Here is an 18,274-nt window from a genome sequence, read left to right as displayed (position 1 = left end):
CCTGCTGCCAGCCGGGCTGGCTTAGGGTAAGATGTGGCCTCTTGGCCTGTCGCTTGATAAAAATGAGTCAGGATACGCAGGACAGGAGTATATGAAGGCAATCGTTAACCATAAACCGCGTTGGGTATGAGAAGAGCATGAACGAGAATGAATTTTGGCAGTTAGTCACCCGCAGCAAGCCTGAGCAAGATCAGGAGAGCCTGGCGGCGGAGCTTAAGGCGAAGCTGAACGAACTCGACAACCAAGACTTGGCGGCCTTCGATAAGTTCTTCTCGCAGCAGATGCGTCGATCTTACCTCTGGTCGCTGTGGGGCGCCGCCTACATAGTGACCGGGTGTGACAGCGAATATGGCTTTGCCGAATTTCGCGCCTTCCTGATCTCCCTGGGGCAGGAGTGGTTCGAGCGGATACTGCTTAACCCCGATGCCTTGGCCGAGCTGCCGGCCTGGCCTGAGAAGGATGGCTATGCCTATCCCTTCGTGGAGGATTACGATCTGATCGCCGGGCAGATCTATGAAGATCGCACTGGCGAGGAGCTGCCCTTTGTGCCTTCTGGGCAGGCGACGCCTCAGGGGAAGAAGTTTTCGCCCAAGAAAAAACAGCTGAAGGCGACTTACCCTCAGCTGTTTCAGCTATTTCCTTTCTAGCGAGCCCTTACTAAGCCTGCTCTAGTAGCAGACCTGGCTATCGCTATCGAAGGTTAGTTCATGCTCGGCGCAGGCGCCTTCCATAAACTCCTCTTCGGCCTGCTCAAGCTGGCTGTCGAGATCGGCCTGGAAGCCGTCGAGCGTCTGGTTATCGCTCGCTTCTTGCTGCTGGTCCAGAATCTGGAAGTGTTGTTCTACCGCGGCGCGTTCGCTGTCGCTAAGCTCGCTGGCGTTGGCGCCCGAGATAAAGGCGAAACCAAGGATTAGCGAGGCCAATAGGGCGAATCTACCTGAGAATCTTGTGTGGGTTAGCTTGCTCATTGTCATAGCTCCTGTCGGTGTCTTAAATTCAATCTGTTGTCGGCATCTGGGGCTGTGTTTGCTGCCGCCCGAGTGCTGCTGCCGTTTCATTGATACCTATGTTAATGGCAATAGCTTGAACAGAAGCTGAATAAAAAACGAACAAATCAAATTGGCTCGCTGAGCGATGAAAGGCGGCTGACTCACTCCTGATTCTGCATGGTCTCGCACTGAAAGCCCTGACGGCTGTTATCGAAGCGACACCTGAGGCCACACTCCCATAAGACATCGCCAAGCTCCTTGGCCTGCTCGGTGGCGAAGGCCTTACAGCTTTGGTAATCCTCGAAGTCATCGGTTTTCTTGTAGCGCCCCGAGTTGTAGCCATGGGCATAGACGAAGGCCGACCAGGTTTCTGGGGGGGGCTGGGTCTCCTCCTCTAAGGTGATCCAATAGAGGGCGCCGGCCAGCAGCGAAAAGAGGATGACGACGAACAGCAGAGAAGATCGATTTTGCATGATTTACCTTAGTAGCCTTGCTTGCCCTGTGAGTCTACCCCAGGCTCGAAGCAAATTGATACAAAGGCTGCCAAAAACTGTGGGCTGGGGAGAAAAGGGTTAATTGCGCTTGTCCAATAAGTAAATGATGGCGAAAAGATTCGCCAGGATTTTGCATTAAGCCTATATTCAGGTTAGCTTTTGTACACTCAATGCAGTCGCTAGACTCAGTAGGTGTCCCAAGCTTGGGCGATTAAGGAGGCATAATATGAAGTTTCAATCTCTACTCTTGGTGGGCGCACTGGTGTCACTCAACCTTGCCGCCGAAGAAGCCAAAGAGAATCCAGTCACAGAGGCCGGGGTGGTCAAGATCACCTGGCAGGATGTCGACAGCTACCGTGATGTGAAGGCGGTGGGTGACATTCAGTCTCGCTATGAGCAGCGTGTGTTCGACACCCTGACCAAGAACCTCAACAAGGCCGCCGAGAAGACGCTTAAGCCGAATCAGAAGCTGGAGCTGGTGGTGACAGACGTGGATCTGGCCGGTGATGTGCGCCCCACCTTTGGCGCGACCCCTAACGACATTCGTCTGATCGAAGATATCTACCCGCCACGCATGACCTTTAGTTACCAGGTGCTCGACGGTGATAATGTGGTGATCGCCGGTGACGAGAAGCTCAGAGATATGAGCTTCATGCACACCACTGGCGTAATGAACGACAAGCCCCTGAGACACGAGTCTAAGATGCTGGGCGATTGGCTGAAGAAGACGGTGCAGCCCAAACTCTAAGGCTGTTGGGCCTCTCAGGCGAACTTGAGCGGCCGATACATGGCAATTGCCGCGTCGTTGGGCGCGGGCGTAAACAGGCTAAAGCCATTCAATGCGGCTTTGGCCTGTTTTTTTGCCGCTGCGCTATAGGCCGACAGCCCCTGCTCGTCGCAAAAGCGAGTCACCTCGGGGGGCAACAGGCCGACACACAAACTGATCAAGGGGTGAGCCACCCTCTGTCCCTGTCTGTCTTCGGCCATCACGCACTGGGCCAGCCAGTCGTCTGGGCTGTAGAAGGCTTCTCTGTCTTGGTTAAAGTCGAGCAGTAGGCGGCGACACTCGTCGACGATCGCCTGGCTTGTGCCTATCACCACAAAATCATCGCCGCCCACATGGCCGACAAAATGCTCGCACCCCAGTTGCTGCTGCAGGCGTAGCGCCAAAGATTGGATCACCTCATCGCCGCGGCAGAAGCCATAGATATCGTTGTAGGGCTTGAAGTGGCACAGGTCGAAGTAGGCCAGGTAGAAGGCGCGGCCCTGTTGGCGCAGGCGTTGCAGCTCCTCCTGAATGGGGATGTTACCAGGAAGACCGCTCAGGGGGTTGGCGTGACGAGCCATCTTGATGCGCTGCTCGGTGATCTGTTGCAGCAGATCTTTGGTGTGGCCTATTCCTAACAGTTGTTGGTCACGCATCACCATGAAATGTTGCGCAACCGTGCCATGTTCTGCGGTCAGGCACTGACTCACCTCGGAGATCGGCATGCAGGCTGGCACCTTCAGTACCTTGTCATTCATCACCTCTATCACTGGGCTGTTCTCGTGCAGTGCGCGGCCATAGGGGGTGCTGAACAGCTCCATCAACTGCGCTCTGTCGACGACGCCAAGTGGCTTCTGCTCGGCATCGACGATGGCGACTACCTGCAGGTGCGGCGAGCGCACGAAGCGGGCGCTCAGGGCCTTGAGCTTGGTCTCGGGCGTGACGCATATGGTGCGGGTCGACAGACTTTCGGCCGATTCGGCGTAACGGGTTTGTCGCTGCTTGGTTTCCTGGGGCGCCAGTTCCGTTAGGGTCTGTGTCGGCTGCGTTTGGGGGCGGCCCAGCAGGTAGCCCTGACAATAGACGATGCCGAGCTGAGTCAGTAACGCCAGTTCCGCCGGGGTCTCTATCCCTTCGGCAATCACCTTACAGCTGAGGCTCTGGCAGAGATCTATGATGGAGCGGACAAACTCCTGCTTCACCGGCGATTGATCTATCTGGTGGATGAAGTGGCGGTCTATCTTGACATAGTCTGGCGCCAGTTCGGACCAGAGTCGCAACCCCGAATAGCCGGTGCCGAGATCGTCGATGGCGGTCAGAAACCCCTGGCTGCGGTAGTGGTTGAGACATTCCTTCAGGAGATCGATATCGTCGGCGGGATATTGCTCCGACAGCTCTATTACTATCTGATCCGGCGACAGCCCCAGCTCCTGAACCAGGCTGAGGGTGAGCCCCTTGGCGTGGCTGGGTTCCAGCAGGGCCTTGGGGGAGATGTTGATAAACAGCTTGCCCGGCAACTCGCGGGCATCGAACTGTCTGATGGAATGACGACGGCAGATCTCTTCAAGCTCGGACAGGCGTCCCTCGTGGGCCGCGGTCTGAAACAGGGGCACGGGAGAGAAGAGGGCGCTATGCTCGGGTCCCCGGCTCAGGGCCTCGAAGCCATGTAGCCGCTGGCTGTTGATGTTGAAGATGGGCTGAAACAGCACATGGATCTTCTCATTCTCGATGATCTTATCCAGTTCACTGCTCAGGTCGATTGCTGTCATCTAGGTCCGCCTCGTACGAAAAGTAGGGCGATTCTATGGCTAGGCCATGACAGCAATATGACACTAAAGTATGAGCTTACCCGCTCATTCAGTTACTTTAGTTACTTGGCCTGGCTCTTAAATGCCTGCAGGGTCTGTAGCAGTACTCCTAGCTTCCGCACGAAACTCTCCAGCGCCGGGGCCAGACCATCGCCTTGGCTTGGCAGCTTAGTCATCTCGTCGGCCAGCTCCTGTACATAGGGACCGAAGCGGTTGCTGCGCGAGGTAAAGCCTTCATCTTGGGTGAAGATGGTGGTGAATTTACCGTGGCCGGCCTTCTTTAACTCATCCAGTTTGGCATCGGCGTCGATGGCCTGACGATAAGCCAACTGCAGGTTCTCTTTCAGTTGCTCTATTAGGTGACTATGTGGCATAACAGCCTCGTGTTGAAAAATTTAGCCGAATTATAAGGGGCAAGCCAGATGGCAACAAGTCGACCGCGTTTATTAACCGTAGGGATTTTACTACTGACAGGGATCATGTCACTCAGCGCGATGGCCGCCGGTGATGACAAGCCGCCCTTCTATAAGATCACTTATCAAGGCAAGCAGACCTATCTGTTGGGATCGATTCATATCGGCCAGGCCGATTTTTACCCCATGGCAGAACAGATCGAAGCGGCCTTTGCCAAGTCGGGCGCCCTGGCGGTTGAGGCCGACACTAACAAGGCGGATATCATGGGGCTGATCCGCAAGTATGGTTTGGCTCAGGTGGCGGCCGATGCCAAGACCCAGACGCGCCTTGAAGAATACTGCCATACTCGCCGCGAGATCTGTACGCCCATGCAGCCCTACGCACCCTGGATGCAGGCTATGCAGTTTAGCGTGATGCGTTTCGCCTCCCTGGGCTATCAGGCCCAGTGGGGCGTGGATCAGATGATGCTGAGCAAGAACGGCCAGCGCCCTGTGATCGAGCTTGAGAGCACAGAGTATCAGTTTAAGCTGATGGCCTCTTTCAGCCCGCAGATGCAGTGGGATATGGTGCTGGAGGCGATAGATGCGCCGGATGAGGAGATGGTGCAGCTGATCAAGGCCTGGCGCAGTGGCGATGAGGCGGGGCTCGATGCCTTGATGCAGGGGCAGATGCTGCACGATGGCGATAAGGAGCTTATCGACAAGATGCTGTGGCAACGCAACGAGCAGATGACGGCCAAGATCAGATCCTTGATGATGCAGCAAGATGGCCCGTCGCCGCTGTTTGTGGTGGTTGGTGCTGGGCACGTGGTGGGGGATAAGGGGATACCCGCCAAGTTTACCGGCATAGAAGGAGCCAAGGTACAAAATTGCTGGCAGACGGCCTGTAACTAACCTTTCTCTGCTCTGCACCGGTTTCTCCCGTTTGGCTATACTGATAGGCAGGATAAACCTTGGAGAGATCTCGATGGACGCCAAGTCCATCGATGCAGGGAGGCAAGATGCAGGCAGAGGCGACCCTTTTCCCCGTTCGACCGGAATTTGAAGCGATTCCCCGCCAGTGGGATAGCCGCCACGACGCCGTGGTGGCCAGGGTCGATCCCGGCAACTTCTATGTCACCGCCCATGATGAGCTGATCTTCACCCGCCTGGGTTCCTGCGTCGCCGCCTGCATCTGGGACCCCTTGCTGGGCATAGGCGGCCTCAACCATTTCCTTCTGCCCGAGCGGCAACTCCATGAAGACTGGCATCAGCTGACCAGCTATACCTGCCGCTATGGCAACTGGGCCATGGAGCAACTGATTAACAGCATTTTGAGTCTGGGTGGGATGCGTAATCGCCTCAAGGCCAAGGTCTTCGGCGGCGCGCAGATGACGGCCACCAGTGTGCTGAACGTCGGCGAGTCCAATATCAGCTTTGTGAAGAACTACCTCAAGACTGAGGGGATAGAGATAGTGAGCGAAGATCTTGGCGGGCCCTGGCCACGTAAGGTGCTGTTTCATCCCAACAGCGGCAAGGTTAAGTTGATGCGCCTGTCACCAGAGCGGATTAGTAAGATGATGAGCGAAGAGCAGCGCTACCTGAAACAGATAGTCACGGCTCAAGGGGAGAGCCAGGTGGAGCTGTTCGATTAGTGAGTTAGCTATCTTTGCCAACGGGTGATGAAGTGGACGTAGCGCCCCAGGCCTATGTAGGCGGGGTGGGTCGAATATTGCAGCTCCATCTCCAGCAGCTGGCTGAAATCTGAATTAGGGGGCTGGTGTGTCTTGAGATAATCGTGGATCACCCGCACGCCAGAGGCCGTCACCAGTTCCATCTGCCAATCTGTCACCCAGGCGCGCACATCGTCTATATACAGGGGACAGCTTGGGGTCAGGCCCACCTTCTTCTTCACCTTGAAATCCGCCGCCACATAGTCGAAGTTACCCGAGATCAGGCTGTGAAAGCGCATCGCCTCCTTGTTGTAGAACATGAGGGAAAACAGCCCCTGGGGTTTTAACAGCTGGGTCAGACCGGCCAGGGTCTGCTTGGCATCGCTGAGCCACTCGGCCACCGCATGGCAGAGGATGAGGTCGAACTGGCCAAGCTCTTCCCGGGTCAGGGATTGTATCGGTGCGTGCAGCAGTGTGATGTCCAGCTTCTCGCCGCTATTGCTTTCATACTCTGTTATTTGCGCCTGACCCAGGGCCAACATCTCGCTGGAGATATCGCACAGGGTGACGCTATGGCCAAGCTTCGCCAGCTTCTGGCTAAAGAAGCCGAAGCCGCCGCCGGCGTCCAGAATACGCAGTGGCCCCTCGGGCAGTTGTGTCATGGCCTGGGAGATATCCCGCCACAGCACGGCGGCGCGGACCTCGCCCTTAGGCGTGCCGTAGATGTTCTTGGCAAATTTACCGGCTAATGCATCGAAGTTTTTGTCTTGCACAGAGTGACGCCCATGGGAAAAGCTGACTGAAATTAGGAGGGCTATTTTGCCATAGGCGGGGGCGACGCGCATTAAACAGACTTAAGGTTTAGGTAAAAAGCGTGATTTTGGGGTATACTCGCGGGCTTGCAATTTTTAGGCTAAGTAAAGTGTGAAGGGTTTGGATAGCGTGAATAAAGAAATTTGTGTTGAACTTAAGGCGATGCCGTCGCTGTTATCGCTTTATCGCAAGATCTTTTTTGGCCGAAAGCCAGGCTGGGACGAACAGCCTCTGCCCCATGTTAAGGTGACCTGTCCACAGGTGGCCGTGCGCGGCGATAAGGTCGCCCAATATGCCAAGGTGTGTGGCTTCGAGTTCGATGGTCAGCAGCTACCGTTGACCTATCTCTATGTCATGGTGTTTCGCCTGCATGCCAGCATCTTTACCTTAGATGCGATCACCTTCCCCTTGCTGGGCATGATCCACCTGAAGAACAGTATTACCCGTTACCGCACCACGAGTGTGGATGAGCGCTATGATCTCGAGTGTGAGCTGACTAGCAGCCAGATGACAGACTCAGGGTTGGAGTTTGAGCTGGTGTCTCGCGCCTTTGTCGGCGGCGAGCTGGTGTGGGAATCGCTGTCGACCTATCTCTACCGTATCGAGGGTAGCGGCAAGCGCGCGCGTCCGCCTAAGGCGAGCCCAATGAGCTGGTCGAATCCGGTTAGCTGGGAGCTGAGCGAAGATCTTGGCCGTCGCTATGCCAAGGCATCGGGCGACTATAACCTGATCCACCTGCATCCCGTGCTGTCTAAGCGTTTCGGTTTCGATCGCGTGCTGGCCCATGGCATGTGGTCTAAGGCGAGAAGCGTGGCCCAGCTGATGCCTGAGATAGGTGATAAGCCTTGTACCGTGGAGGTGGCCTTCAAGCTGCCGCTACTCATGCCTGCCCAGGTGAGTTTCGATTTCGATACCGAGAGTGCCGAGGGGCTGATGTTCGAACTGCGCGACGTCAAGGGGCGCAGACCGCACCTGACGGGTCAGGTGAAGTTTCACGACTAAATCCTTGAAAGCTAAATCCTTGAAAGCTAATTCCTCAAAAGCTAGCTTAAATGGCTAGGTCTTAGTTTTGAGATGGATAGAGAAAAGCCAGCAGATTGCTGGCTTTGTCGTTTCTGATGAGAAAGGTAATGACTTCTTAGAGCCCTAAGGGACGCTGTGGCCGGTGGAGGCCTGCCAGATGCTAAACCACTCCTGCCTGTCGAGCTTAATCTCGTCGGCGGCGACGGCGGCGCTGATCCGCTCAGGATTACCGCTACCTATGATAGGCCTTGGCTGGCTCGGCAGGGCCATCACCCAGGCGTAGATGATCTGGCTGATATCGTCCGTGCCATGGTTGGCGGCTATCTTGGTTAACGTCTGGCGAAGTCGTTTGGCCTGTTCGCTCTGGCTGCTAAAGATCTCGCCGCCGCCAAGACAGGACCAGGCCATGGGCGGGCAACGATACTGCTGCGCCTGATCCAGGCTGCCATCGCTCAGGGTATGCATGGCCAGAGGGGAGATCTCCAGCTGATTGGTCACCATGGGGCGATCCAGCCGGGACTGCAACAGGTCGAACTGAGCCGGGGTGAAGTTGGAGACGCCGAAGTGGCGCACCTTGCCGGTCTGATAGAGCTGCTCGAAGGCCTGGGCGACCTCGTCGGCATTCATCAGGGGATCTGCTCTGTGGATCAGCAGCAGGTCTATCTCATCAACCCGCAGCGCCTTAAGCGAGTTATCGACGCTGGTGAGAATGTGCTGATAGCCTGTGTCATAGTGGTTGACGTAGCGCTCAGGTGTCGAGGCGAAGGCAGGCTTGATGCCGCACTTGGTGACTATCTGCATCTGCTGTCTCAGCTCGGGCTTGAGGGCCAGTGCGCGGCCAAACAGTGCCTCGCAGCTGTACTCGCCATAGATGTCCGCATGATCCATACAGGTCACGCCCAGGCTGAGGTAGTGTTCGATCAACGCCAGGGTCTGCTGGGGTGTCTGTTGCCAGCTATCTAGGCGCCAGAAGCCGGCGATAAAGTGTGAGAATGTAAAGCTTTGCTGACTCATGGGCCGCTCCGTTTGGATTAATTTTTTCCATTAATAATCATTTTATTGATTTAGATTCATAAATCCTTAATTAATGCCTTAGCCGACAATGAATAGGTTTGTTGTGACCACTTTTTGCTCTATATTCGCACCAGCTCGCTTTTTTTCATGCTTATTTATTGTAGGAGCGCTATATGCTGACTGACATCGAAATTTCACGCCAAGCCAGCTTACAACCCATAGAAAGCATAGCTACTGCTTTCGGGATCTTGCCCCACGAATTAAGCCCTTACGGCAGAACCAAGGCCAAGGTCGATCTGGCTATCACCAACCGAATTAAAGATAACAAACATGGTAAGTTAGTGATAGTCACGGCGGTAACGCCGACTCCCTTCGGCGAAGGCAAGACAGTGACCAGTATCGGCCTGACCCAGGGCTTACAGGCGATCGGCAAGAAGAGCTGCGCCTGTATCCGTCAACCCAGCATGGGACCTGTGTTTGGCATCAAGGGCGGCGCCGCCGGCGGTGGCCTGGCCCAGGTGGTGCCCATGGAAGATCTCAACCTGCATCTGACCGGCGACATACACGCGGTGACCAGTGCCCATAACCTGGCGGCCGCGGCCATAGATGCCCGCCTCTATCATGAACAACGCCTGGGCAGTGACGCCTTTCGCGAACAGTCTGGGCTCGAGCCTTTAGATATCGATCCCGATAAGATTCTGTGGCGCCGGGTAGTGGATCAGAATGAGCGCAGCCTGCGCAACATCACGGTCGGCCTTGGCGAGGTTAATGGCCCAGTACATCAGGGCGGCTTCGATATCAGCGCCGCCTCCGAGTTGATGGCAATTCTGGCGCTAAGCCGGGATCTCAAGGACCTGCGTGCCCGTATCGGTCGTATCGTGCTGGCGCAGAACAAACAGGGCGACTACATCAGCGCGGAAGATCTGGGTGTGGCCGGTGCCATGACGGCCATCATGAGTCAGGCCATCGCGCCGACCCTGATGCAGACCCTAAGCGGTGCCCCTTGTCTTATCCATGCTGGCCCCTTCGCCAACATCGCCCATGGTAACTCGTCGATCATCGCCGATGATATCGCCCTCAGACTGGCTGATATCGTGGTGACCGAGGGGGGCTTCGGCTCCGATATGGGCTTCGAGAAATTCTGTAATATCAAGACCCGTCAGTCGGGCAATGCGCCGGATGCGGCGGTATTGGTGGTGACGGTCAAGGCGCTCAAGTCTCATAATCCTGACGCAGGTAGCGAGATGGATAAGCTCGCCGCCGGCTATGCCAACTTAAGCTGGCACATCAGTAACGTGGCCAAGTATGGTTTGCCGTTGGTGGTGGCCATCAACCGCTTCGCCGAGGATACTCAGGAGGAGCTAGACTGGCTCAAGGCCCGCGTGCTGCAAGAGGGCGTGTTTGCCTGCGAAGTCTGTGAAGCCTTTACCCAGGGCGCCGAGGGGGCGGTGGCACTGGCCAGGGCCGTGGTGCGCGCCACCGAGCAGCCGAGTCAGTTCCGTTATCTCTATGAGACCAAGCAGTCTATCGAGGCCAAGCTGCTGACCATCGCCGAGGCAGGTTACGGCGCCAGCGGCATCAGTTTATCCGACACGGCCAAGGCTCAGCTGACTCAGCTGCAACGTCATGGGTTCGATAAGCTGGCGCTCTGTATCGCCAAGACGCCCATGTCGGTCAGCCATGACCCTAAGCTCAAGGGGGCGCCACAAGGGTTTGAGCTGCCCATCGCCGAGCTGAAACTCAATGCCGGTGCCGGTTTTATCACGGCGCTTGTGGGTAAGGTGATGACCATGCCAGGACTTGGGATACGTCCCGGTTACCTCAACATAGATATCGATGAGCGAGGCGAGATCACAGGTCTGGCCTAAGGCTGGCGGGGTATTCCTTGCTATAGAGAGATAAAAAAAGCGCCTGCAATTGCAGGCGCTTTTTTTTGTGAAGGGCTTTGTTATAAAGAGCTGTCTTGTTAAGGGCTCTGTTTGAGCCCTTACTTGCCAGTCTGGTAGATATGCACGTCGCGCTGCGGGAAAGGAATCGAGATATCTTCCTGGTCGAAGCGCATCTTCACCGCGCGGGTGATGTCCCAATACACATCCCAGTAATCTTCCGGCTTCACCCAAGGACGCACCACGAAGTCCACCGAAGACTCGCCCAGCAGGTGTAGCTTCACCGTCGGCTCAGGCTGCTTGAGCACCTTAGGATGCTCGTCGACTATGCCGCGCAGCACCTGCTCGGCCTTCTCTATGTTGTCGCCGTAACCTATGCCGAAGGTCATGTCGACGCGGCGCTGATGTTCCACCGTGATGTTATTGATGGTATCGCCCCAGATCTTGTTGTTGGGGATGATCAGGCGCTGGTTGTCCAGAGTCTTGATGGTGGTGGAGACCAGGCTCATCTGGCTCACCTTACCCGTTACGCCCGCGGCGTTGATCAGGTCGCCCACGTCGTAGGGGCGATAGATGAGGATCATCATGCCCGAGGCGAAGTTAGACAGGGTATCTTGCAGGGCGAAACCTATGATCACACCGGCGACCCCGAAGCCGGCCAGTAGCGGCCCAAGTTCGAAGCCCAGCTGCGACAAGGCGATCATCAAACCCAGAGCAAACACTGTCTTACCCGAGAGGGAGACGAAGAAGTCTTGCAGCAACTTGCTGAATTTGAGCTTAGAGTTGCTCACCATCTTCTTGACGATGCGCTGCACCGCCTTGCCAGCCAGATGGGCCAGGAAGAGGATCAGCAGGAAGACAAACAGCTTGAACAACAGGCCAGGGCCGTTGTCCAGCGCTTGATTCTTGGCCTTGTTCCACCACTGATCCAGCAGGTTACTGGCCACATCGACGTTGAGCACGTCCTGGGTGATATCCCCTGAGATGCTAAACAGCGTCTGCTTGAGGGCTGTGGTGTCCTGGCTCAGGGCATCTAGCAGTTCGATCGCTACCGACAGACTGGCGCTGGTCAGGCTGAGTCGCTCGTTGAGGTTGGTGACTAGGGCGGTCTGCTCAGCAGTGACATCCTTACCCGCCTTGGCTGCCTCATCCACTGCCAGCTTGAGTTTGTCCTGGGTGAAATGCACCAGGCTGTTGAGCATGTCTGAGCGCTTGAGCAGATGGGTCGTCAGCTGAGTCTTGAGCGCCTGGGTATCTTCGCCCAGGGCGTCTAGCCAGGTGAGGGTCTCATACTTGGCGCTGAGGATCTCGTCGCGCTGGCGATCCCGCATGGCGAGCTTATACATGACGCCTGTGTCATTATCGCTGCCAAGCTGTTGTTTAAATTGGTCTATATCGGCGGCGTAGTAGTCGGCCACCTTGTCGATGAAGGCCAGATGCTTGTGCAGCAGCGGCAGCAGGTTTGCCTTATCCAGTGGTTGCTGATTCATCAGCAGCTTGAACTTGTCATGAACCTGGTTGGCGTGCTCCTTGATACGGTACTCGATAAACTGCTTCATCTCGCCGTTGGCATTGCCTAGTTTAGCGATGTCTGAATCTATGGTCTGTTGCAGTTGAGTCAGTTCGGCCAGGGGCTGGGGGGCTTCATCGGCGGTGGCGGGAAGATGGGCTAGGGCCATCATAGTCACCAGCGCCAGGGCTAAGTTGCGTAACATATTATCCGTCCTGTGTTAGCTAATGGCTGGAATCATAATCTGTTCCATCTGTGCTGTAAATTCGCAACGCGCGGCGGCGCAATCTGATAGACTAGCACTCTTTGCCGTTATTTGAGATTTTGTTGTGCTGTGTCCTCACTGTAGTCACTCCTTTCGCGCCCAGCAGGTGTCTGCCCAGCGGGGTAAGGGGCTGGAAGCTCAGGTTCAATGTCCCCACTGCGAGGCCTGGTTGGGTCGAAGTGCCGCATTGATGCGATTGAAGATGTTGGGCTTCTATCTGGGGCTGGTGATGTTGGTCGTGGGTTATTTCCTACCCGAGTGGCGTAACTTGACCACGCCTGTGGCGATATTTGCCGTGATGATACTGCTGGTGAGCCATATGATGGACCACCTCAAGGTGACCCAAGCCCCGCTTAGGCAAGAGGTGGACGACAGCGAGCACAGACAGAAGTATCGTTGAGGGAGCTGTTTGCCTGCTAAATGATGCTGCGCCAGAGCCAGGCCTGGCGCCTAGCTCATCTGAAATATGATATTTGTGCCTTGTTCTTAAAAAGCAGACTCAGGCCAAGGCCGTTATTCGACGACCTGAACCTGGGCTTCGAGCGCCGCTTCGACGTAATAGATCCCGCCGAGAATGGCGACAAAGAAGATGGCGGTCCAGAACAGCAGTTTGAAATTTTCGCGAAAAAATTCCTTCATAGAGAGCATTTCCTTTAAACCTTAAATGGTGAGAGTCGGTAGCTCAGAGCCGCCGCTCAATTTAGCTGTCATCTTAGTGTCACTAACTTAAGTCAGACTTAATTTTAGCCAATCTGGCCGTGATGTGGGCCACGCTTTGGGTCGGCGCATAAGTAAAATTTTCGAATAACTTTTGTTACATTCCAGCCTGAGCCACCGCCAATTCTGGCTTGACTTCATCACTCGTATCCCTAAACTTGGTCGGAATTTGAATGCGTCCAGTAGATCCCATGGCAATAAAGGTAAAAGGAAAAGTAAGAGGAGTGGCGATATGGCTTAGTGCTATATTGTTCTGCTTATCTGTGCTTGCGCCTGCCCATAGCTTGGAACATCTGGACGAGGGCGCCACCACACACTGTACCCTGTGTATTCAAAAACTGCAGCTCAATAGCGTCTTGCCGGTCGGTGAGTTCAGCTTTAGCCTGCCCAGCCTCACGGTGGAAGTGCCGCTGCGCGAGCCCACGGTCCTTGCTGCCGTCCATGTCGACTACTTCCAGAGCCGCGCCCCGCCCGCACAATCGTAATACCTCAAAAACTCAAGATAATTAATACTCTGCGCCCCATTGGCGGCAGAGTCGTTTAGCTGTTTTTTGGAGACATTATGATAAATTTCAATGCGCGCCTGTTGGCGGTTGCTCTTGCCTGTGCCTGTTTACCAACCCTGAGTTTTGCGGCGGATCCTAGCCTGACTAACCCTGCCATCAGTGCGGTGCTCGATGGCTATTATCAAAACGCCGAGCGCCCAATGGCCGAGCGTGTCGAGGGCTTCGGTCTGGGTCACACCGAGCTGGCGCTCAGCGCCAACATAGACGATATGTTCTATGGCAAGTTGACCACAGTCATTGAGGTCGCTGATGGCGAGACCGAGGTGGGACTCGAAGAGGCCTTCATCCAGACGTTGTCGATGCCCTATGGCCTGTCGATGCGCGGCGGTCGTTTCCTGTCGGATGTGGGTTACCTTAACAATCAGCATGTGCATACCGATGCCTTCTCAGATCGACCGGCGGCCTATCGCGCCTTCCTCGGTGGGCATTACTTCGATGACGGTGTGCGTCTGGACTATGTCGCGCCAACGGATCTCTACTGGAGCATGGGTGTCGAGGCCTTCAAGGGCGATAATATGCGCGCCGAAGATGAACACGGCGAGCGCGAATTTAAGAGCGTCGGCGTCTACACCGCCTACACTAAGTTGGGTGGCGATATTGGTGTCAGCAGCTCCTGGCAGCTGGGTCTAAGTTATCTGCGTAACGAAAACGGTCGCCTCAGCGCCCATGAGGAGCATGAAGAAGCCGTGGTGGCTGAGGATGGTCATGACCATAGTCATGGGGTTAGCTATACGGGTGAGAACACCTATATGGCGGACTTCGTCTACAAGTGGGCGCCCCAGGGCAACTACAAGTATCAGCACCTGACCCTGAGCGGCGAGTATTTCCGTGTGAGCGACTATGCACCACTGGACGACCATGATCATGAGGCGGTGGACGATCATGATACCGCTAAGCCGGATGCCCATACGGGTTGGTATCTCAGCTCTGTTTATCAGCTCTCGCCAAGCTGGTCGGCAGGCCTGCGTTACGGTCAGGTCGATACGCACCTGATGCACGATGAGCATTTCGATGCCCAGAAACTGAAAGAGACTGAGGTGAGCCTGGCCTGGCATCACAGCCACTTCTCTACTGTGCGTTTGCAATATACCAATCAGCAAGGCACTAACTTTGACGGCATCACAGATGATAACGTCATTACACTTCAATATGTCATGACTCTGGGGGCTCACGGTGCGCATCAATTCTAACTACTTAAAGGCCGGCGTTGCGGCGCTGGCGCTGAGCTTTGCCTGTGGTGCACAGGCGAAATTGAATATCTTCGCCTGCGAGCCTGAATATGCCGCCTTGGCCAAGGAGCTAGCACCGGACGCTAAGATCTATGCCGCGACCACTGCGATGCAGGACCCGCATCAGGTGCAGGCTAGACCCAGCCTTATCGCTAAGATGCGCCAGGCAGATCTGGCGGTCTGCGCCGGCGCCGATCTTGAGGTGGGCTGGCTGCCGATGTTGCAGATGAAGTCGGCCAACGCTCAGGTGCGCTCGACCGACAAGGGGCTGTTCTATGCCGCCGAGCATACCCAGACCCTGGATCAGCTGGGCCAGGTGGATCGCAGCATGGGGGATGTCCACGCCCAGGGTAATCCGCACCTGCACTTCGACCCAGAGCGTCTGCTGGAGGTGGCTAAGGCGCTGTCGGCCAAGATGGTGTCGCTGGATCCGGATAATCGCGCGGCTTACGAGTCGGCTCTGGCCGATTTCAGCCAGCGCTGGCAGGCGGCGATTGGCCGTTGGCAATCACAGGCGGCGCCGCTTCAGGGCAAGAAGGTGATCGCCTATCACACCAGCTTCCGCTACCTGTTTAACTGGTTAGGCATGGAGCAGGTGGGGGATCTCGAGCCTAAGCCTGGCCTGCCGCCAAGCACGGGTCATCTAGCCAGCCTGCAGGGGCGCGCCGGGCAAGGCGATGTGATGGCTATTATCGTCGCCTCCTATCAGGATGAGCGCGGAGCCAACTGGCTCGGTGAGCGCACTGGCTTGCCAGTGGTGAATCTGCCCATGTCGGTCGGCGGCAACGATGACGCCCAGGATCTCTTTGGCCTGTACGACAGCGTTCTCCACTTGTTGCTGAGCGTGAATCGCTAGCCTGGCTTAGATCCGGCGCCCTCATTGGGGGCGCCGTTGTTCGCTTTTTGGTACTCAACTATGTTTGATCTCGATCTCTTATCTATCCTGTTACCTGCCTTCGCCGCGGGTATTCTGGTGCTCTCAACCCATGTTTTGCTCGGGAGTCAGGTGCTTAAGCGGGGCATCATCTTCATCGACCTGGCGATCGCCCAGGTGGCGGCGCTGGGGGCGATTATTGCTCACACCAACCATGAGCTGGAGCACCTGCCCTACGCCACGGTCTGGATGCCGGCCCTGTTTGCCCTGCTAGGTGCCGGGTTTATTGCATGGCTGGCCAAGCGGATGGCCGATGAGCTGGAGGCGATCATCGGCTGCTTCTATGTGTTGTCGGCGGTGGCGGCCATGCTCTTGCTGTCGAACGACCCCCACGGCGCCGAGATGCTTAAGCAGTTGATGTCTGGGCAGATCCTCTGGGTGAACTGGTCACAGTTGATCCTACCGGCCGTGGTGTCGGGCCTGGTGCTGGCGATCATCGCCCTGCGCCCCGCCATACTCAACGGTGCCGGTTTCTATCTGCTGTTTGCCTTAGTGATCACCCTGTCGGTGGAGCTGGTGGGCGTCTATCTGGTGTTCAGCTCGCTGATTTTACCGGCGCTGGCGGTCAACAAGCTGCGCGGCAAGGGTAAATGGCCGCTGGCCTATCTGGTGGGCCTGCTGGGCTATGGCATAGGTCTGTTGCTATCGGCCAGCTTCGACCTGCCTAGCGGCGCGGCGATTGTGGCTACTCTGGCGGTCAGCACGGTCGCGTTTCGTCTGCTACAGTCAAGACTACTCAGAGAAAGTTCGATTACAAAAGTCGAAGCTAACTAAAAAAGCCGATAAAAAACGACGCACTTGTGAGGTAAGCGGGCTGGGGGCAGTAGGCACTCACCCGCTTTTTTCTTAGCTGCATATGATTGCGGTGATGTTTTTCTACTGTTAATTCCATGACTTATATCGTTAACACTTGCCCTGTATCCTATCAGGCTGCTAGGGGGGGGTAAGACGACAGGTGTAAGTCAAAAGGCCTGCTGCTATAATGTCGCCACTGAAATCACAGGAGTAAGTTGTGCTGTTAATCTTCAGATCTCTGATCTTAGCCATCATGTTGTTGTTGGCCTTTGTCTTCGGCGGCCTCTATTGTCTGCTGCGCCCCCGTCATAGAGACAATGTGCATCTATTTGCTAAGATTTTTTCCTGGGCCGCGCCAGTATTGGGGGTCAAGGTGGTGGTGCGCAAGCCCAAGGTGGAGCGCAGCGAGCCCTGTATCTTCCTGGCCAACCATCAGAACAATTTTGACATGTTCACCCATACGGCCGCCGTGCCTAAGGGGACTGTTAGCCTGGGCAAGAAGAGCCTGGCCTGGATCCCTTTCTTCGGCCAGATCTACTGGCTGTCGGGTAACATACTGATCGACCGTAAAAACCGTAACCGCGCCTTTGAGACCATGGCGCAGACGGCGAAGAAGATCAAAGAGAAGTGTCTCTCTATCTGGATCTTCCCTGAGGGCACACGCTCACGGGGCAAGGGGCTGCTGCCCTTCAAGGCGGGCGCCTTTCATACCGCCATCGAGGCGGGTGTCGCTATGGTGCCTGTGCTGGCGTCGAATCAGGAACATATTAAGCTCAACCGTTGGAACAACGGCGTGGTGATCATCGAGATGATGGATCCCATAGAGACTAAAGGCCTGGCCAAGTCTCAGGTAAAAGAGCTTTCTACCCGGATTCATGCCATGATGGCGGAAAAACTGGCTCAGCTTAATCATGAAGCCAGTGCCCTGATGGCCAAGAAAGCAATTAATTAAGAACATTTTTATTCGGAGAGATCCATGTCTACAGAACGTCAGCTGCAGGAACAGAAACAGGAAAACCAGGAGATCGTGGATGCGATTCTTGCCGATGGTTCTGAGCCAGATGCCGAATACACCATAGAACATCACTTCTCGGCCTCTAACTTCGACCGTCTGGAGAAGGCGGCGGTGGAAGCCTTTAAGATGGGCTTCGAGGTGAACGATGCCGAAGAGATGGAGCTGGAAGACGGCTCAGTGCTCTTCTGTTTCGACGCCATCGCTTATCACAAACTCGACGTGGCCCTGCTGGACAAGGCCTGTGAAGATCTGATTCTGCTGGCGGCTAAGCTCAAGGTGGATTATGACGGTTGGGGCACCTATTTCATCGGCGACGAGATGGAAGATGACGACGAGGAGTATGAAGAGGAAGACTCTCGCTTTCATTAATCTTCGCTTCTCTCGC

Annotated in this window: 21 protein-coding genes; 13 read left to right on the top strand and 8 right to left on the bottom strand. The window is 55.7% G+C overall.

Features of this window, described 5'->3' with window-relative positions:
• The first annotated feature begins 137 nt into the window (after positions 1-137).
• Positions 138-647 (top strand): DUF4240 domain-containing protein, encoded by a 510-nt coding sequence (locus AYI87_RS04450; protein ID WP_144199959.1) that lies wholly within the window; start codon positions 138-140, stop codon positions 645-647.
• Between the two features lie 21 nt (positions 648-668).
• On the opposite strand, the gene AYI87_RS04445 is transcribed toward AYI87_RS04450, so the two are convergent.
• Together AYI87_RS04445 and AYI87_RS04440 are read right to left on the bottom strand one after the other, a co-directional pair.
• Entirely contained in the window at positions 669-968 is a 300-nt protein-coding gene (locus AYI87_RS04445) for a hypothetical protein (RefSeq protein ID WP_144199957.1), read from the bottom strand.
• Positions 969-1,150: 182 nt separating this feature from the next.
• A complete protein-coding gene (locus tag AYI87_RS04440) occupies positions 1,151-1,462 on the bottom strand; it encodes a hypothetical protein (RefSeq protein WP_144199955.1) in 312 nt (103 codons plus the stop codon).
• A gap of 247 nt (positions 1,463-1,709) precedes the next feature.
• Here AYI87_RS04440 and AYI87_RS04435 point away from each other — a divergent pair, with 247 nt between their 5' ends.
• On the top strand, positions 1,710-2,231 hold the full coding sequence (locus AYI87_RS04435; protein ID WP_144199953.1) for a DUF3016 domain-containing protein: 522 nt from the start codon (positions 1,710-1,712) through the stop codon (positions 2,229-2,231).
• A 14-nt stretch (positions 2,232-2,245) separates the two neighbouring features.
• Here the strand turns inward: AYI87_RS04435 and AYI87_RS04430 are convergent, their stop codons facing one another.
• Positions 2,246-4,018 carry a bifunctional diguanylate cyclase/phosphodiesterase gene (locus AYI87_RS04430; RefSeq protein WP_144199951.1) on the bottom strand — a complete coding sequence of 591 codons (1,773 nt, stop codon included), beginning with the start codon at positions 4,016-4,018 and terminating at the stop codon, positions 2,246-2,248.
• Between the two features lie 101 nt (positions 4,019-4,119).
• Positions 4,120-4,431 carry a prephenate dehydrogenase gene (locus AYI87_RS04425; RefSeq protein ID WP_144199949.1) on the bottom strand — a complete coding sequence of 104 codons (312 nt, stop codon included), beginning with the start codon at positions 4,429-4,431 and terminating at the stop codon, positions 4,120-4,122.
• Between the two features lie 48 nt (positions 4,432-4,479).
• Here AYI87_RS04425 and AYI87_RS04420 point away from each other — a divergent pair, with 48 nt between their 5' ends.
• Together AYI87_RS04420 and AYI87_RS04415 are read left to right on the top strand one after the other, a co-directional pair.
• Positions 4,480-5,364, top strand: a complete 885-nt coding sequence (locus AYI87_RS04420) for a TraB/GumN family protein (protein WP_144199947.1) — start codon at positions 4,480-4,482, stop codon at positions 5,362-5,364.
• 107 nt (positions 5,365-5,471) lie between these two features.
• Entirely contained in the window at positions 5,472-6,104 is a 633-nt protein-coding gene (locus AYI87_RS04415) for an MCP proteins methylation stimulator CheD (protein ID WP_011864245.1), read from the top strand.
• An 8-nt stretch (positions 6,105-6,112) separates the two neighbouring features.
• On the opposite strand, the gene AYI87_RS04410 is transcribed toward AYI87_RS04415, so the two are convergent.
• The gene (locus AYI87_RS04410) at positions 6,113-6,895 is read right to left on the bottom strand and encodes a methyltransferase (RefSeq protein WP_144199945.1); all 783 of its coding nucleotides are present in this window, start codon (positions 6,893-6,895) and stop codon (positions 6,113-6,115) included.
• 202 nt (positions 6,896-7,097) lie between these two features.
• On the opposite strand from AYI87_RS04410, the gene AYI87_RS04405 reads away from it, so the two are divergent.
• The gene (locus AYI87_RS04405) at positions 7,098-7,937 is read left to right on the top strand and encodes a MaoC/PaaZ C-terminal domain-containing protein (protein WP_144200149.1); all 840 of its coding nucleotides are present in this window, start codon (positions 7,098-7,100) and stop codon (positions 7,935-7,937) included.
• Between the two features lie 144 nt (positions 7,938-8,081).
• On the opposite strand, the gene AYI87_RS04400 is transcribed toward AYI87_RS04405, so the two are convergent.
• Entirely contained in the window at positions 8,082-8,972 is an 891-nt protein-coding gene (locus tag AYI87_RS04400; RefSeq protein WP_144199943.1) for an aldo/keto reductase family oxidoreductase, read from the bottom strand.
• A 173-nt stretch (positions 8,973-9,145) separates the two neighbouring features.
• On the opposite strand from AYI87_RS04400, the gene AYI87_RS04395 reads away from it, so the two are divergent.
• Complete coding sequence (locus tag AYI87_RS04395; protein WP_144199942.1) at positions 9,146-10,840, top strand: formate--tetrahydrofolate ligase; 1,695 nt, start codon at positions 9,146-9,148, stop codon at positions 10,838-10,840.
• A gap of 119 nt (positions 10,841-10,959) precedes the next feature.
• Here the strand turns inward: AYI87_RS04395 and AYI87_RS04390 are convergent, their stop codons facing one another.
• Positions 10,960-12,573 carry a mechanosensitive ion channel family protein gene (locus AYI87_RS04390; RefSeq protein WP_144199940.1) on the bottom strand — a complete coding sequence of 538 codons (1,614 nt, stop codon included), beginning with the start codon at positions 12,571-12,573 and terminating at the stop codon, positions 10,960-10,962.
• Between the two features lie 124 nt (positions 12,574-12,697).
• Here AYI87_RS04390 and AYI87_RS04385 point away from each other — a divergent pair, with 124 nt between their 5' ends.
• Positions 12,698-13,033: a hypothetical protein gene (locus AYI87_RS04385; protein ID WP_144199938.1), complete on the top strand. Its 336-nt coding sequence runs from the start codon at positions 12,698-12,700 to the stop codon at positions 13,031-13,033.
• 113 nt (positions 13,034-13,146) lie between these two features.
• Here the strand turns inward: AYI87_RS04385 and AYI87_RS21370 are convergent, their stop codons facing one another.
• The gene (locus tag AYI87_RS21370) at positions 13,147-13,272 is read right to left on the bottom strand and encodes a hypothetical protein (RefSeq protein ID WP_258406364.1); all 126 of its coding nucleotides are present in this window, start codon (positions 13,270-13,272) and stop codon (positions 13,147-13,149) included.
• 302 nt (positions 13,273-13,574) lie between these two features.
• Here AYI87_RS21370 and AYI87_RS04380 point away from each other — a divergent pair, with 302 nt between their 5' ends.
• The 6 genes from AYI87_RS04380 (at position 13,575) to rraB (ending at position 18,258) form a co-directional block, all read left to right on the top strand.
• A complete protein-coding gene (locus AYI87_RS04380) occupies positions 13,575-13,835 on the top strand; it encodes a hypothetical protein (protein WP_011864252.1) in 261 nt (86 codons plus the stop codon).
• 77 nt (positions 13,836-13,912) lie between these two features.
• Positions 13,913-15,106, top strand: a complete 1,194-nt coding sequence (locus AYI87_RS04375) for a hypothetical protein (RefSeq protein ID WP_144199936.1) — start codon at positions 13,913-13,915, stop codon at positions 15,104-15,106.
• On the top strand, positions 15,090-16,001 hold the full coding sequence (locus AYI87_RS04370; protein WP_144199934.1) for a metal ABC transporter solute-binding protein, Zn/Mn family: 912 nt from the start codon (positions 15,090-15,092) through the stop codon (positions 15,999-16,001). The genes AYI87_RS04375 and AYI87_RS04370 overlap by 17 nt, the downstream gene beginning before the upstream one ends.
• Positions 16,002-16,061: 60 nt before the next feature.
• On the top strand, positions 16,062-16,853 hold the full coding sequence (locus AYI87_RS04365) for a metal ABC transporter permease (protein ID WP_144199932.1): 792 nt from the start codon (positions 16,062-16,064) through the stop codon (positions 16,851-16,853).
• A gap of 238 nt (positions 16,854-17,091) precedes the next feature.
• The gene (locus AYI87_RS04360; RefSeq protein ID WP_144199931.1) at positions 17,092-17,826 is read left to right on the top strand and encodes a 1-acylglycerol-3-phosphate O-acyltransferase; all 735 of its coding nucleotides are present in this window, start codon (positions 17,092-17,094) and stop codon (positions 17,824-17,826) included.
• Positions 17,827-17,850: 24 nt separating this feature from the next.
• On the top strand, positions 17,851-18,258 hold the full coding sequence (gene rraB, locus AYI87_RS04355; RefSeq protein ID WP_144199929.1) for a ribonuclease E inhibitor RraB: 408 nt from the start codon (positions 17,851-17,853) through the stop codon (positions 18,256-18,258).
• Positions 18,259-18,274: the final 16 nt, after the last annotated feature.

The sequence above is a fragment of the Shewanella sp. KCT genome (assembly GCF_007636505.1).
GTDB classification, from domain to species: Bacteria; Pseudomonadota; Gammaproteobacteria; order Enterobacterales; family Shewanellaceae; genus Shewanella; species Shewanella halotolerans.
The sequence above is the reverse complement of the archived record's forward strand: the minus strand, read 5'-3'. Positions and strand labels throughout refer to the sequence as shown.

Excerpts from the sequence above, each read along its gene's own strand:
- AYI87_RS04450 (WP_144199959.1), top strand. The coding sequence starts at position 138 with ATGAACGAGAATGAATTTTGGCAGTTAGTCACCCGCAGCAAGCCTGAG.
- AYI87_RS04365 (WP_144199932.1), top strand. The coding sequence starts at position 16,062 with ATGTTTGATCTCGATCTCTTATCTATCCTGTTACCTGCCTTCGCCGCG.
- AYI87_RS04415 (WP_011864245.1), top strand. The coding sequence starts at position 5,472 with ATGCAGGCAGAGGCGACCCTTTTCCCCGTTCGACCGGAATTTGAAGCG.
- AYI87_RS04395 (WP_144199942.1), top strand. The coding sequence starts at position 9,146 with ATGCTGACTGACATCGAAATTTCACGCCAAGCCAGCTTACAACCCATA.
- AYI87_RS04425 (WP_144199949.1), bottom strand. The coding sequence starts at position 4,431 with ATGCCACATAGTCACCTAATAGAGCAACTGAAAGAGAACCTGCAGTTG.
- AYI87_RS04400 (WP_144199943.1), bottom strand. The coding sequence starts at position 8,972 with ATGAGTCAGCAAAGCTTTACATTCTCACACTTTATCGCCGGCTTCTGG.
- AYI87_RS04390 (WP_144199940.1), bottom strand. The coding sequence starts at position 12,573 with ATGTTACGCAACTTAGCCCTGGCGCTGGTGACTATGATGGCCCTAGCC.
- AYI87_RS21370 (WP_258406364.1), bottom strand. The coding sequence starts at position 13,272 with ATGAAGGAATTTTTTCGCGAAAATTTCAAACTGCTGTTCTGGACCGCC.
- AYI87_RS04445 (WP_144199957.1), bottom strand. The coding sequence starts at position 968 with ATGAGCAAGCTAACCCACACAAGATTCTCAGGTAGATTCGCCCTATTG.
- AYI87_RS04440 (WP_144199955.1), bottom strand. The coding sequence starts at position 1,462 with ATGCAAAATCGATCTTCTCTGCTGTTCGTCGTCATCCTCTTTTCGCTG.
- AYI87_RS04375 (WP_144199936.1), top strand. The coding sequence starts at position 13,913 with ATGATAAATTTCAATGCGCGCCTGTTGGCGGTTGCTCTTGCCTGTGCC.
- AYI87_RS04435 (WP_144199953.1), top strand. The coding sequence starts at position 1,710 with ATGAAGTTTCAATCTCTACTCTTGGTGGGCGCACTGGTGTCACTCAAC.
- AYI87_RS04405 (WP_144200149.1), top strand. The coding sequence starts at position 7,098 with ATGCCGTCGCTGTTATCGCTTTATCGCAAGATCTTTTTTGGCCGAAAG.
- AYI87_RS04420 (WP_144199947.1), top strand. The coding sequence starts at position 4,480 with ATGGCAACAAGTCGACCGCGTTTATTAACCGTAGGGATTTTACTACTG.
- rraB (WP_144199929.1), top strand. The coding sequence starts at position 17,851 with ATGTCTACAGAACGTCAGCTGCAGGAACAGAAACAGGAAAACCAGGAG.
- AYI87_RS04430 (WP_144199951.1), bottom strand. The coding sequence starts at position 4,018 with ATGACAGCAATCGACCTGAGCAGTGAACTGGATAAGATCATCGAGAAT.